At 68.7% G+C, this 14,041-nt stretch carries 12 protein-coding genes and 1 riboswitch; of the genes, 9 read left to right on the plus strand and 3 right to left on the minus strand.

Annotated elements, in window-relative coordinates; genetic code table 11:
• Positions 1-52: 52 nt before the first annotated feature.
• From ACFQ9K_RS18420 to ACFQ9K_RS18445, 6 genes are all read left to right on the plus strand, one after another.
• On the plus strand, positions 53-1,579 hold the full coding sequence (locus ACFQ9K_RS18420) for an APC family permease (protein ID WP_378721437.1): 1,527 nt from the start codon (positions 53-55) through the stop codon (positions 1,577-1,579).
• Positions 1,572-3,128, plus strand: coding sequence for a GMC family oxidoreductase (locus ACFQ9K_RS18425; RefSeq protein ID WP_378721436.1), 1,557 nt, complete (start codon positions 1,572-1,574; stop codon positions 3,126-3,128). Before ACFQ9K_RS18420 ends, ACFQ9K_RS18425 begins: the two co-directional genes overlap by 8 nt.
• Positions 3,129-3,135: 7 nt before the next feature.
• Positions 3,136-4,998, plus strand: a complete 1,863-nt coding sequence (locus tag ACFQ9K_RS18430) for a putative nucleotidyltransferase substrate binding domain-containing protein (RefSeq protein ID WP_378721435.1) — start codon at positions 3,136-3,138, stop codon at positions 4,996-4,998.
• 12 nt (positions 4,999-5,010) lie between these two features.
• Positions 5,011-5,796 carry an IclR family transcriptional regulator gene (locus ACFQ9K_RS18435; protein WP_378721433.1) on the plus strand — a complete coding sequence of 262 codons (786 nt, stop codon included), beginning with the start codon at positions 5,011-5,013 and terminating at the stop codon, positions 5,794-5,796.
• A gap of 209 nt (positions 5,797-6,005) precedes the next feature.
• Positions 6,006-6,099, plus strand: a riboswitch (glycine riboswitch).
• Between the two features lie 31 nt (positions 6,100-6,130).
• Positions 6,131-7,426, plus strand: a complete 1,296-nt coding sequence (glyA, locus tag ACFQ9K_RS18440; RefSeq protein ID WP_378721432.1) for a serine hydroxymethyltransferase — start codon at positions 6,131-6,133, stop codon at positions 7,424-7,426.
• Positions 7,423-8,793 (plus strand): L-serine ammonia-lyase, encoded by a 1,371-nt coding sequence (locus ACFQ9K_RS18445; protein WP_378721431.1) that lies wholly within the window; start codon positions 7,423-7,425, stop codon positions 8,791-8,793. The genes glyA and ACFQ9K_RS18445 overlap by 4 nt, the downstream gene beginning before the upstream one ends.
• Before the next feature lie 2 nt (positions 8,794-8,795).
• Here the strand turns inward: ACFQ9K_RS18445 and ACFQ9K_RS18450 are convergent, their stop codons facing one another.
• The 3 genes from ACFQ9K_RS18450 to ACFQ9K_RS18460 form a co-directional block, all read right to left on the minus strand.
• Entirely contained in the window at positions 8,796-9,872 is a 1,077-nt protein-coding gene (locus tag ACFQ9K_RS18450) for a PQQ-dependent sugar dehydrogenase (protein ID WP_378721430.1), read from the minus strand.
• Between the two features lie 118 nt (positions 9,873-9,990).
• Positions 9,991-11,031 (minus strand): medium chain dehydrogenase/reductase family protein, encoded by a 1,041-nt coding sequence (locus ACFQ9K_RS18455; RefSeq protein WP_378721429.1) that lies wholly within the window; start codon positions 11,029-11,031, stop codon positions 9,991-9,993.
• A 75-nt stretch (positions 11,032-11,106) separates the two neighbouring features.
• On the minus strand, positions 11,107-11,676 hold the full coding sequence (locus ACFQ9K_RS18460; RefSeq protein ID WP_378721428.1) for a TetR/AcrR family transcriptional regulator: 570 nt from the start codon (positions 11,674-11,676) through the stop codon (positions 11,107-11,109).
• A 100-nt stretch (positions 11,677-11,776) separates the two neighbouring features.
• Here ACFQ9K_RS18460 and ACFQ9K_RS18465 point away from each other — a divergent pair, with 100 nt between their 5' ends.
• The 3 genes from ACFQ9K_RS18465 to ACFQ9K_RS18475 all read left to right on the plus strand — a co-directional run bounded on the left by ACFQ9K_RS18465 (position 11,777) and on the right by ACFQ9K_RS18475 (position 13,957).
• The gene (locus tag ACFQ9K_RS18465; RefSeq protein ID WP_378721427.1) at positions 11,777-12,511 is read left to right on the plus strand and encodes a molybdopterin-dependent oxidoreductase; all 735 of its coding nucleotides are present in this window, start codon (positions 11,777-11,779) and stop codon (positions 12,509-12,511) included.
• Entirely contained in the window at positions 12,495-13,106 is a 612-nt protein-coding gene (locus ACFQ9K_RS18470) for a cytochrome b/b6 domain-containing protein (RefSeq protein WP_378721426.1), read from the plus strand. Before ACFQ9K_RS18465 ends, ACFQ9K_RS18470 begins: the two co-directional genes overlap by 17 nt.
• A 404-nt stretch (positions 13,107-13,510) precedes the next feature.
• Positions 13,511-13,957 (plus strand): hypothetical protein, encoded by a 447-nt coding sequence (locus ACFQ9K_RS18475; RefSeq protein WP_378721424.1) that lies wholly within the window; start codon positions 13,511-13,513, stop codon positions 13,955-13,957.
• Positions 13,958-14,041: the final 84 nt, after the last annotated feature.

Here is a 14,041-nt window from a genome sequence, read left to right on the forward strand (position 1 = left end):
CAAATCTCGGCCGGACAGCCCGTACGGCCGCCCGCGAAAGGCACGGTAAGCAATGGTGGTTCAGGAACACGGTGTGTCCGATGACAGCGGAATGGAGGATTTCGGCTACAAGGAATCCCTCGACCGAAGTATCGGGAAGTTCGCCAGCTTCGCGGCGGGGGTCAGCTATATCTCGATCCTCACCGGCACGTTTCAGCTGTTCTATTTCGGTTTCGGCAGCGCGGGTCCCGCGTACCTGTGGTCGTGGCCGATCGTTTTCGTCGGGCAGCTGGCCGTCGCACTGTGCTTCATGGAGCTCGCCGCGCGCTATCCGGTCGCCGGATCGGTCTACAACTGGTCCAAACAGCTCGGCAGCAGAATCGTCGGGTGGTCGTCGGGTTGGTTGATGCTGACCGCGTCGATCGTGACGCTGTCCGCGGTGGTGCTCGCGCTCCAGCTGAACCTGCCCCGGTTGTGGAGCGGCTTCCAGCTCATCGGGGACGGCAGCGGTGAGCACGACTACGCCACCAACGCGGTGGTGCTCGGCACGATCATGATCATCTTCACCACCACGATCAACGCGCTCGGCGTCCGGCTGATGGCGATGATCAACAGCGCCGGCGTGTTCATCGAGCTCATCGCGGCGGTGCTGATCGCGATCATCCTGGCGGCCAACGCGACTCGTGGCCCGCAGGTGTTCTTCTCCACGCACGGCTACGGCGCGGGGGAGTCCGGCGGTTACCTCGGCGCGTTCCTGGTCGCCTCGCTGGCCTCGGGCTATGTCATGTACGGCTTCGACACCGCGAGTTCGCTCGGTGAGGAGACCGTGGAGCCGCGGCGGACCGCGCCCAAGGCCATCCTGCGCGCCGTGCTCGCGTCCTTCGTCATCGGCGGGGCGATCCTCGCCTTCGCGGTCATGGCGGCTCCCGATCTCGACGACCCGCAGATCGGCAGCTCCAGCGGCGGCCTGCAATACATTGTCGAGCAGGTGATGTGGGGTCCGCTCGGCACGATCTTCCTGTGCTGCATCGTGGTCGCGGTGACCGTGTGCTCGCTCGCCGTGCACACCGCCGCCATCCGGCTCACCTTCGCCATGGCCAGGGACAACGCCTTGCCGTTCGGCGAGAAGCTGGCCCGGGTGCATCCGAAGACCCAGACGCCGGTCATCCCGGCCATCCTGATCGGCGTGCTCGCCGCGCTCATCCTGGTGGTCAACATCGGCCAGCCGAAGATCTTCACCGTGCTCACCTCGATCGCGATCATCATGATCTACCTGGCGTACCTGATGGTGACCGGGCCGATGCTCAAGCAGCGGCTGCGCGGGCAGTGGCCGCCGAAAGAGCTTGCGGCGGGCGGGTATTTCACCATGGGGCGCTGGGGGATGATCGTCAATATCGTCGCCGTGGTGTGGGGCATCGGGATGGCCCTGAACCTGGCCTGGCCGCGCGCGTCCGTCTATGGCACGCCCTGGTACAACACCTGGGGTGCGTTCGTCTACATCGGCGCGATCCTCGGCGCCGGTCTGCTCTGGTACATCCTGAAGGGCCGCAAGCGAATCGGCACCCTGGCCGCACATGCAGCGGAGGTACGCAATGTCTGATGCCGTGTTCGACTACGTGATCGCGGGTGGCGGGACCGCCGGGTGCGTGCTCGCCGCCCGGCTCAGCGAGGACCCGGACGTGTCGGTGTGCCTGCTGGAGGCGGGACCGTCCGACGTCGGCGATCGCGCCATCCTCGAACTCACGCAGTGGATGCATCTGCTCGATTCCGGCTACGACTGGGACTATCCGGTCGAGCCGCAGGAGCGCGGGAACAGCTTTCTGCGCCACGCTCGCGCGAAGGTTCTCGGCGGCTGTTCCTCGCACAACTCGTGTATCGCGTTCTGGCCGCCCGCCGAGAACCTCGACGAGTGGGCCGCACTGGGTGCGAAAGGCTGGGGCGCGGCCGACGTGCTGCCCTACGTGACCCGGCTGGAGAACAACGACGCACCCGGCGACCAGCACAGTCGCAGCGGCCCGGTCCGATTGCGCGACGTGCCGCCGGAGGACCCGTGCGGCGTCGCGGTGCTCGCCGCGGCCGCGGCGGTCGGGCTGCCGACGGTGCAGTTCAACCGGGGCGCGACCGTGCGCAACGGGGCGGGCTGGTTCCAGATCAACGCCGCCGAAGACGGCACGCGCATGTCGACATCGCACGCATACCTGCACCCCGTGCTGGATTCGCGCCCGAATCTGGAGGTGCGCACCGGCTGCTGGGTCAGCGAGATCCTGTTCGACGACGCGCGCGCCGCGACCGGCGTGCGGTATCTGCGCCCGGACGGCGTCGGCTACGACACGGTCTCCGCGCGCCGCGAGGTGATCGTCACGGCCGGCGCCATCGATACGCCGAAGCTGTTGATGCTGTCCGGAATCGGGCCCGCCGAGCACCTGCGCGAGATCGGCGTCCCGGTGCTGGTCGACTCGCCCGGTGTGGGCGCGAACCTGGACGACCATGTCGAAGGCCTGGTGTTCTGGGACGCCGCGCGGCCGATGGTCGCGACCTCGACGCAGTGGTGGGAGATCGGCATCTTCGCCACCACCGACGAGTCGCTGCGGGTGCCGGACGTGATGATGCACTACGGCAGCGTGCCGTTCGACATGAACACGCTGCGCCGCGGTTACCCGACCACCGACAACGGCTTCTGCCTGACCCCCAACGTCACCCAGGGCCGTTCGCGCGGCACGATCCGGTTGCGCAGCCGGGACTTCCGCGACCGGCCGAAGGTCGACCCCCGCTACTTCACCGATCCGGACGGCCACGACGAACGGGTGATGCTGGCCGGGGTCCGGCTGGCCCGCAAGATCGCCGAGCAGTCCCCGCTGCGCGCGTGGATCGCCGCCGAACTCGCGCCCGGCCCGGACGCCACCTCCGACGACGAACTGCTGAGCTACATCCGCGCCACCCACAACACGGTGTACCACCCGGCCGCCACGGCCAGGATGGGCGCGGTCGACGATCCGCTGGCGGTGCTCGATCCGGAGCTGCGGGTCAAGGGGGTGTCGCGGCTGCGGGTGGTCGACGCCTCCGCGATGCCGAAATTGCCCGCGGTGAACCCGAACATTACTGTCATGGCCATGGCGGAGAAGTGCGCGGATCTCGTCCGGACCACGTGAGCCGGACATGTCTGCGGAGGGCGAACTAGCCGCGTTCCTCGGCGGGCACGCGCCGTTCCAGTCGATGACCGCCGCCGAGCTCGACCGGCTCGCCGCGGCCTCGTCCCTGCACGAGTTCGCGGCGGGCGCGGTGATCAGCGACTACTCGGCGCAGGTGCCCGACGATATCTGGATGGTGTGGACCGGCCGGGTCATCCTGCGGCGCAACGGGCCCGACTCCGCCGCCTCGTCGCTGTCGGACGACAGCCGCACGATCGACACCGTCGAGGCGGGCGGGATCTTCGGCTACGTGCCGCTGCTGACCGGCGGCAGCGCCGAATTCGTCGCGCTGGCCACCGAGACCAGCCTGTTGATCCGGCTGCCCGGCGAGCACGTTCGCGCGCAGTTCGCGCAGCCGGACGGGCTGGCCTTTCTGGCGTCGTCGGCGTGGAAGACGGTGTCCGGCAATCGAACCCCGATGGCGCAGGTGCTCGGCACCCGCCCGGCGAGCGAACTGGTCTCGGCGGAGCCCGTTTTCGTGACACCGGAGACCAGCGTGCGGGACGCGGTGATCCGGATGACCGAGCAGCACGTCTCCGCGGTGCTGATCCGGTTGCCGGACGGGGACTTCGGCATCTTCACCGATCAGGATCTGCGGGTCGAGGTGGTGGCGGCGGGGCTGCCGGTCGACCTGCCGATCGCGCGGGTGATGAGCGCGCCGGCCCGGCGGGTGAGCGCCGATCTGTCCGCCGAGACCGTGCTGATGGAGATGCTGGAGAGCGGGCTGCGGCACCTGCCGGTGGTCGGCCGGCGGGGCGAGGTACTCGGGGTGCTCGAAGACTCGGACCTGCTCGCGGCCTCCGCGCGGCAGAGCTTCGCCCTGCGTCGCGCGATCGGCGCGGCCGCCGATGCGGCGCAGCTGCGGCAGGCGGCCCGCGAGATCCCCGGCACCACGGTCGATCTGTTCCGCAACGGCACCAAAGCGTCCGCGACGAGCGGCATCCTCTCCGTGGTCATCGACTCGGTGGTGCGCAAGGCGCTCGAGCTCGCGATCGCCGAGGCCGGGGACGCACCGAACGGCGGGTTCGCCTGGCTGACCCTCGGCAGCATCGCCCGGCGCGAGGCGATGCCGTCCTCGGATGTGGACAGCGCGCTGTCCTGGGCCGATGAATTGTCCACGGCCAGCGGGCAATTGCGCGCGATCGCGGAGCGCACGCACGCCATTCTCGATGCCTGCGGGCTACCCGCGGACAGCAACGGGGCGATCGCCGCGAAACCGAAATTCGCGCGCTCCCGGTCGGAGTGGACGAAGGCGGCGACGCGCTGGTTGAACGATCCGCTCGTCGATCGCGGGTTGGTCATGTCGTCGCTGCTGATCGACGGGCGCGTGGTGTGGGGTGATCCGAGCCTGCACGCGGTGCCCGCGGCGTTCGCCCGGATGCGCGCCGACTATCCGAACGCGTTGCGCCTGCAGCTGCTCGACGCGCTGTCCGGACGGGTCCGGGCGCGCTCGCTGCGGGACGTCCTGTCCCGGCGCGGCGGCACCTTCGACCTGAAGAGTCACGCGCTGGTCCCGATCGTCAACCTGGCCCGCTGGGGCGGGCTGGCGGCCGGCGTGACGGCCGCGGCGACGCCGGTGCGACTGGCCGCGGCGGCGACGGCCGGGGTGATCGCCGATCGCGATGCCGCCGTGCTCACCGAGGTGTTCGTCATGTTGCAGCGCATGCGGATGGTGCATCAGGTCGAGCAGCTGTCGGCCGGGCACCGGCCGGGCGACGTGGTGGTGATGGCGGAATTGTCGCCCTTGAACCGGAGTTTGCTGAACGACGCGCTGCGCGAGATCGCGGCCGTCCAGCGACGCGTCCGCGGGATCGCGATGCCGTCGGCTTAGAATGACGGCGTCATGGCGAAACAGGATGGTGAGGACCAGGGCCGGGCCGCTGCGGTGCAGTCGGTCGACCGCGCACTGCTCGTACTGGAGATCATCGCCAAGCTCGGTCAGGCGGGTGTCACGGAGATTGCCGCCGAACTCGGTGTGCACAAATCTACCGTATCCCGGCTGATCGCCGTGCTGGAATCGCGCGGTTACGTCGAGCAGCTCTCCGATCGCGGCAAGTACCGGCTCGGCTTCTCCATCGTCCGGCTGGCCGGATCCACCAGTGCGCAGGTCGATTTGGTCGGGCAGAGCCAAGGCGCGTGCAACGAGCTGGCCGCGCGGACCGGCGAGACCACGAATATCGCTGTGCTGGACGGCAATCGGATCATCAACATCGTGGAGGCGGCCGGCACCGGGTCGATCGCGCTGCGCTCCTGGGTCGGGCAGAGCTGCCCGGCGCACGCCACGTCGAGCGGGAAGGTACTGCTGTCCGGCCTCGACCCGGCGGCGCTGCGCAAGCAGGTCGGCCCGAAGCTGGAGTCCTTCACCGGCAACACCCTGACCAGGGTCGCCGACCTCGCCGCCCAGTTGGTGGCGGTGCGGGAGAACGGATGGGCAAGTGTGCGTGAGGAACTGGAGATCGGGCTGAACGCGGTCGCCGCCCCCGTCTTCGACAGCAACGGGGTTATCGTTGCCGCGCTGAGCGTTTCGGGTCCGGCCTACCGGCTCGGTCCGGACCGGTTCGCGCCGACGGCCGCGCTGGCCATCGCGAGCGCCGCGGACATCAGTCACCGGCTCGGCTACTTCGGCTGAGCGGGCGGGTGCGGTTCGCCATTGACAATCCGCGCGGGCGACGACAATACTATGTTGCATATCGCGCGCCTGTTGCGCTATATGCAACATAAGTCGGTTTTCCTCAACTGAATATCGCCGCACACGCAGCGGGAGATCTCCATCCGTTCGATGGAGAGCCGAAGGAGCAACACCTCCCGGGAATCTCTCAGGCCCAGTACCGCTACGCACAAGGCAACTCTGAAAAGTAGTGCACCACGCACTCGCCGACGGGGCAAACGCGCAACGCGTGAATCTCTCAGGCCATAGGACAGAGCGGGAGGAGCCACCCCCACGCATCCGCGAAAGGCTCCCCATGGCTGATCCTGCCTCCGCCCTGCGCACCGAACTCGATGTCTCGCTGCGCGAGTTCGACCCGGTCGTCGCCGCACTGGTCGACCAGGAGACCGGCCGCCAGCAACGCGGGCTGGAAATGATCGCCTCGGAGAACTACGCCCCGCTCGCCGTGATGCAGGCGCAGGGCACGGTGCTCACCAACAAGTACGCCGAGGGCTATCCGGGTCGCCGCTACTACGGCGGTTGCGAATACGTCGACGAGATCGAAACTCTGGCCATCGAGCGGCTGCGTTCGCTGTTCGGCGCCGAATACGTGAACGTGCAGCCGCATTCGGGCGCGCAGGCGAACGCGGCGGTCATGCACGCGCTGCTGCGGCCCGGCGACGGCATCCTCGGCCTGGCGCTCGACCACGGCGGCCACCTCACCCACGGCATGAAGATCAACTTCTCCGGCCGGCTGTACAACGTTGCGGCATACCATGTTCGGGCCGAGGACCAGCTCATCGATATGGCCGAGGTGGCGCGGCTCGCGCACGAGCATCAACCGAAGCTGATCGTGGCCGGCTGGTCGGCCTACCCGCGTCAGCTCGACTTCGCCGAATTCCGGCGCATCGCCGACGAGGTCGGCGCGTACCTGATGGTCGACATGGCGCACTTCGCCGGCCTGGTCGCGGCCGGGCTGCATCCGTCACCGGTGCCGCACGCGCACGTCGTCACCTCGACCACGCACAAGACACTGGGCGGACCGCGGGGTGGATTCATCCTCGCCACAGCGGATCTGGGCAAGAAGCTGGATTCGGCGGTGTTCCCCGGTCAGCAGGGCGGTCCGCTCGAGCACGTGATCGCCGCGAAGGCGGTCGCGTTCAAGATGGCGGCCGAGCCCGCCTTCCGCGATCGGCAGGAGCGGACCCTCGCGGGCGCGCGGATCCTCTCCGATCGGCTGCTGGCCGAGGACTGCCGGGCGGCGGGCATCGGCGTGGTCAGCGGCGGCACCGACGTGCACCTGGTCCTGGTCGACCTGCGCGCGGCGGAGCTCGACGGCAAGCAGGCCGAGGATCTGCTGCACACCATCGGAATCACGGTGAACCGCAACGCGATTCCGTTCGATCCGCGCCCGCCGATGATCAGTTCCGGGCTGCGGATCGGCACGCCTGCGCTGGCCGCCCGCGGCTTCGACGCCGCGGCGTTCACCGAGGTCGCCGACATCATCGCGACCGCGCTGAGCGGCGGTGCGCCCACGGCGGCGCTGACCGCGCGGGTGGACGCGCTCGCGCAGCGGTTCCCGCTGTACCTCGGGTTGCGGAACCCGGCGTGACGATCAGCGTATTCGACCTGTTCCGGGTCGGCATCGGGCCGTCGAGTTCGCATACCGTGGGACCGATGCGCGCCGCGGCGGCGTTCGTCGAGCGGCTGAAGGACGCCGACGTGCTGCACCGGACGGCCGCGCTGCGGGTGCGGCTCTACGGTTCGCTCGGCGCGACGGGCCGCGGCCACGGCAGTGTGGAGGCGATCGTGGCCGGACTGGCCGGCGCACAGCCGGAGACCATCGATCCGGACACGATGGCCGCCACCGTCGCCACGGCGCGCGCCAGCGGCCGGTTGTATCTCGGCGGCGTGCAACCGATCGCGTTCGCCGTCGACCGCGACGTCGAACTGCTCGGGTTGACGCGCTTGGCCTTTCACACCAACGGGATGCTGTTCGGCGCGTCCGACGACGCCGGGCAGGTGCTGCTCGAGCGCCAGTATTTCTCGGTGGGCGGCGGTTTCGTGCTCGACGAGGACGAGATCGAGGGCCGCACCGTCGAAGCTCCGGTCGCCGTGGCGCACCCGTTCGGCTCGGCGGACGAACTGCTCTCGATCACCGCGGCCACCGGCAAGTCGATCAGCGAGATCGTGCTGGCCAACGAGATGTCCTGGCGCAGTGCCGATCAGGTGCGCGCGGACCTGCTCGGCATCTGGCAGGTGATGCGCGGGTGCGTCGACCGAGGGATGTCGACCGGGGGAGTGCTGCCCGGTTCCCTTCGGGTGCGGCGGCGCGCGGCGAGCCTGTTCGAGCGGCTCGGCGCCGAGGCCGAGGACAACGATCCGCTGCGCGCGATGGAGTGGGTCACGCTGTACGCGATGGCGGTCAACGAGGAGAACGCCGCGGGCGGCCGGGTCGTCACCGCGCCGACCAACGGCGCCGCCGGCATCATTCCCGCTGTGCTGCACTACATTCAGCGATTCGTCGGCGGCGCAGGCGAAGACAGCGTGGTCGAATTCCTGCTCACCGCCGGCGCGATCGGGCAGCTGATGAAGGAGAACGCGTCGATCTCCGGCGCCGAGGTCGGTTGCCAGGGCGAGGTCGGTTCGGCCTGCGCCATGGCCGCGGCCGGCCTCGCCGCCGTGCTCGGCGGCACGCCCGCGCAGATCGAGAACGCCGCCGAGATCGGCATGGAACACAATCTCGGCCTCACCTGCGACCCGATCGGCGGACTCGTGCAGATCCCGTGCATCGAACGCAACGGCATCGCCGCCGTGAAGGCGATCACCGCCGCCCGCATGGCCATTCGCGGTGACGGCAGGCACCACGTGTCGCTGGATCAGGTCATTCAGACCATGCGTGCGACCGGCGCCGACATGCTGGACAAGTACAAGGAGACCTCGCGCGGCGGGCTGGCGGTGGCCGTCGTCGAGTGCTGAGCTCAGCGGGCCGGGAAGCGGATGATCCGGTCGTCGCCGGTGCGGACGTCGCCGCGGCCGTCGGTGTTGGAGGTGGTGAGCCACAGCGAGCCGTCCGGCGCGACCTGCGGGGTGCGCAGCCTGCCGTAACGGTCGCGCAGCTGCGCCACGGGCTGGCCCAGCGTGCCGTCGGCCGACTGCGGGATCGTCCAGAGCCGCTCGCCGCGTAATGCCGCGACGTACAACGTGTTCGCGGTGATGGCCAGGCCGGACGGCGATGCCTCGCTGGTCGCCCAGGTGATCAGCGGGTTCGTGTAGCGGCCGCCCTGGGTGTCGCCCTTGCCTTCGACGACCGGCCAGCCGTAGTTGCGTTTCGGCTGGATCAGGTTGATCTCGTCGTAGGTGTCCTGGCCGAACTCGGTCGCGTAGAGCCTGCCGCTCGCGTCCCAGGCCAAGCCCTGCACGTTGCGGTGGCCGAGGCTGTAGACCGGCGAATTCGGCGTCGGATTGCCTGGCGCCGGTTTGCCGTCGGGATCCAGGCGCAGAATCTTGCCGTTCGGACTCGCCGCGTTCTGCGCCCGGCTCGACTGCCCGGCGTCGCCGGTACCGACATAGAGCATGCCGTCGGGGCCGAAAGCGATGCGGCCGCCATTGTGAATGGTGTTCTTCGCGATCCCGCTGAAGATCACCTCCGGCTGCCCGTCCAGCCGGAAACGCACGATCCGATTATCATCGCTGCTGCTGAAATAGGCGTAGACGTAACCGTTTTCGGCATACTTCGGCGAGACCGCCAGGCCGAGCAGTCCGCCCTCGCCGCGGGCCACGACGCCGGGGACCCGATACGCCTGGGTGGGCGCCGAGCCCGGGGTGATCCGCGTGATCACCCCGGTGTTGCGCTGCGCGACCAGCGCGGAACCGTCCGGCAGGAAGCTCAGGCCCCATGGCACGGAGATGTCGCGGGCGAGTTCCTCCGGTGCGTTGAGGTCGGGGACGCCGACCGGCTGGGCGACGGAACCGGGCACGGCGACGAAAAGCGCTGCCGCCATGGCGATCACAGCGGTGCCGGCGAACTGTGCCGCACTGCGAAGGGTCGGAGTCATGCCTAAGTAGAACGCCATCCGGCTGATCAACTCGACTGGCGAACGACTGGGGAGGGGCTGAACGGGCAGTGGCCGGGCGAGCGAAAACTCTCCCGGCCACTCGAGTCGATGCGCCCGATCAGGCATCCGGCACGATGACGACTTTGCCGGTGACCGTGCGGGATTCGGCGAGCTCGAGCGCCGTCGCCGCCTGGCTCAGCGGGATTCGAGCCGCCACCTGCGCGCGCAACGTGCCCTCGGCGGCCAGGTCGAAGACGGCGCTCAGGTCCTGATGGATGAGGTTGCGGAACCTGGTCGGGTTGCGCTTGCCCGCCCACAGATTGTAGAAGTGCGCACTGCGCTTGTTGGGCAGTGCGTTCCACACCATGAGCTGGGCGAACAGCTTCAGCACCGGCAGCCGCGAGTTGCCCTCCTCGTCCTTGGTCGAGGCGGTCCCGTAGGCGACCAGCGTGCCGTGCGGGGCGAGCAGCCCGAACGAATCGACGATGCCGGGGCCGCCGACGTGGTCGAACACCACGTCCACACCCTGCGGCGCGAGCGCCCGCACCTGGGCCACCACATCGCCGCGGTAGTCGACCGGGGTGGCGCCGAGCGCCTCGACGGCCGCCGCGTGCCGGGCCGACGCGGTGCCGATCACCCGGATGCCCGCGGCGCGGGCCAGCTGGACCAGGGTCGAGCCGACCCCGCCGTTGGCGCCGTGCACCAGGATGGTCTCGCCGCGCTTGACCTTCGCCGTCCGGTACAGCATCTGCCAGGCGGTAATGCCGTTCACCACAAAGGTTTCCGCCTCGGCCGCGTCGAGCGCGGCCGGCACCGGGACGAGGTCGGCGGCGTCGAGCACGACGTGGCTGGCCCAGCCGCCGATCTTGGTCAGCGCGGCGACGCGCCGGCCGACCAGCGCCTCGTCGACCGACGGTCCGGTCGCGATGACCGTGCCGACCAGGTCGTAGCCCGGCACGAAGGGGAACGGCGGCTGGTCGTAGTACTTGCCGCGGCGCATCTGCTGCTCGGCGAACGAGACGCCGGACGCGTCCACCCGGACGACGACCTGGCCTGCGCCCAACGACGGCAGCTGACGCTCGGTGACCTGCAAGCCGTCCGGCTCGACCAGGCCGGGGAGGACGATCTCGACTGCGGTGACGGGCTTGGTGCTGATCATGATGACTCCTAGTGTGTGACTGGTCAGTCACTCGATGTGCGGAGAAAGGGCCCCGTGATCGGGGGCTCGGTCTGGCTAGTGGGCGCCGGGGTGGCGCATGCCGTCGGTGAGCATCGCGGCCCAGTCGCCGTCCTGGTGGTCGAGTCCGAGGGTGACGATGAGGTGGCAGAGCTGGCCGTAGGCCATGAACCGTTGTACCGCGCTGTCCGCGGCGCCGGATCGGGTCTTGGCGAAGGTGGTCACCCCGGCGAGGCCTCGGCGCATGGCGTCGGCGATCTCCGGGATGTCCGCGGCCGACTGGGCGTGCACCTGCAGCATGAGCAGGCTCTTGTCCGCGATGAGCTGCGCGTACGCGCCGCCCATGGCGTAGAGGATCTCGTCCGGGCCCGCCCCGTCGGCGCGTGCCGCGCCGGCCGAAAGTGCTTGCTGGACAAGCTCGAAGCACCGGTCGATCGCCGCCACGAAGAGGGCGATCTTGCCGGGGAACAGCTTGAAGACGTAGGCCGGGGAGATCTCCGCCTTCGCCGCCACATTGTTGATCGGCGTGCCGTGGAAGCCGGTGCGGGCGAATTCGGTGATCGCCGCATCGACAACCGCGTCCCGCCGAACCTCCGAGGTGGAGAGTGTCGCGCCGCGCTTTGTCATGTGAGTGACTGTACACTCACTCTTCGTCGGGCGTCAACGACGGAACCTCAACCGCCGATTCGACAACGCCCGACCAGCGAATTCGGTGGATAGTGGAGACGTGCCCATTGATCAGAGTGCCGAGCCGGAGCGCGCGGGCGCGCCGGTCGGGCGGCGCGTTGTGCTGGGATTGCTCGCCGCGGGGGTGGCGGGTGTGCTCGGCGGCGCGTCGATTCAGCGTGGGTTGTCGGCCGTGCTCGGGCCGATCGGCAACCGCGATCCGACCGGGTTGGTCGGACTTCTGCCGCTGGGCAACACGTTTCGCTTCTACTCCGTGACCGGCAGCGTGCCGCGCCGCGACGCGAGCGACTATCGGCTCGACATCACCGGACTGGTCGACGCGCCCCGCAGCCACACCCTCGGTGACTTGCGGGCGATGCCGCAGCAGGAGCTGGTGCGCGACTTCCAGTGCGTCACCGGCTGGCGGGTGCCCGAGGTGCGGTGGCGCGGTGTCCGGCTCGCCGATCTGCTCGATGACGCCGGCGTGCACCAGAACGCGCGCGCCGTGCGGTTCACCTCGTTCGACGGCACGTACGCCGAGAGCCTCACGCTCGAGCAGGCCCGGCGATCCGACGTGCTCGTCGCGCTGGAGATGCTCGACGGCCCGGTCACCCACGATCACGGCGGTCCGGTCCGGCTCTATGTCGCGCCGATGTACGGATACAAGAGCATCAAGTGGCTGGCCGGAATCGAACTGACCAAGGATGTCGTGCCCGGTTACTGGGAGCGCCGGGGCTACTCGATCGACGGGTGGGTCGGCCGATCGAACGGACGTGACGATGACCCGACCGGCTGACCGCGAGCTGCACCGGTTCACCCGCGCCGAGCGCTGGGTGCATTGGCTGACCGGTGTGCTCGTGCTGATCTGCGTGCTCACCGCCGCGATCCTTTACCTCGGCCCGCTCGCCGTGCTGGTCGGCCACCGTCAGATCGTCGAGATCATCCACGTCTACTGCGGATTCACGCTGCCGGTGCCGATCGTCGCCGGCCTGCTCTCGCGCGCCTACCGCGTCGATCTGTCCCGGCTGAATCGGTTCACCCGATCCGACTGGCGGTGGTTGCGCGACAAGGGCCGCCGCCTGTCCGGCGCGGAGGTCGGGAAGTTCAATGCCGGACAAAAGCTCAACGCGGCGCTCAGCGCCGGATCGATCCTCGTCCTGCTCGGTACCGGTGTGCTCATGTTCTTCCCGGACTGGACGCGGCTCGCCTGGCGGACCGGCGCGACCCTGATGCACGACTGGTTCGCGCTGGCCTTCGGCCTGCTCGTCGCCGGCCACATCGGGTACGCGCTGCGGGACGCGGAAGCCATGCGCGGCATGCTCGGTGGAAAGGTCACGAAGGCGTGGGCCGAGCAGGAGCACGAGCTGTGGGCGGCCGAGGACGACCGGTAACCTCGCGGACCCGCCACACCAATTGCCGCAACCCTGTGGCACGCCGATTCGTGAGGCGGATCGAGCGGGCTCCGCTACCGCCCGAAGCGATTGTGCAGCAGGGCAAACAAACATCCCATGAGCTTGTCGATTAGCACAACGGCAAACTTATGGTAAATCAGGTTGGTAAATCGTGCGATCCGGCGTGTCCCTTCGTTATTCACGGTATGTTCGACCTGATTTCGGTTCGCCGACCGCGCGGGTTTCGACGCGCAGGACCGAATCGGCAGCACGCCACATGGCGGGGGGCGCTGCCTCGGAGCCGAAGGCCAGGTCAAATGTCCGTTGTTCGACCGATATCCGCAGATCCATCGCCCGTGAAACGCTGCTTCCAGCGAGGCTCTTCAGTCAAAAGGTTGAAACACTTGATCGGAACGCGCCGAGCGCGCACCTTGTCCCTGCGGCTCAATGCAGTCCTGTCGGGCTGGTTCGGCACATCGGCGACTCGATCGGGCGTGGCCGCGTCGGTCGTGTTCCGGACCGCGACCGAACCGGACGAGCTGTATCAGGCCGTCCGGAATCATTTTCCGGCCGCGCCGCAGGCGGGTCGCGCGCACGCGTACATCGCCAGGATGCGGCCCGGTTACATTGCGTTCAGCATCGGGAATGAGATGGTGCCGCAACTGCTCGCGGCCGAGATGTACTTCAAGGCCGACGGCCGGGCAACTCGCGGCACATTCAGATTCGTCGAGTGGCCGGCCGGTTATCTCGATATCTTTCAAGATGACATCGACGGACTGCGTGAATCGGTCCTTCGTTTGCTGTACGAATCAGACGCTCGCACAGCATTTTTCCTGCAATCATCGGTCTGACAACTGGGGATCCCCGGATGGGCGCGGCCGTGATCGGCTGAACTGGACGTGTGACCATTAAGTCCGTTGGTCACACGAGCGGAG

The sequence above is a fragment of the Nocardia sp. NPDC056564 genome (genome assembly GCF_042793755.1).
Lineage (GTDB): Bacteria > Actinomycetota > Actinomycetes > Mycobacteriales > Mycobacteriaceae > Nocardia.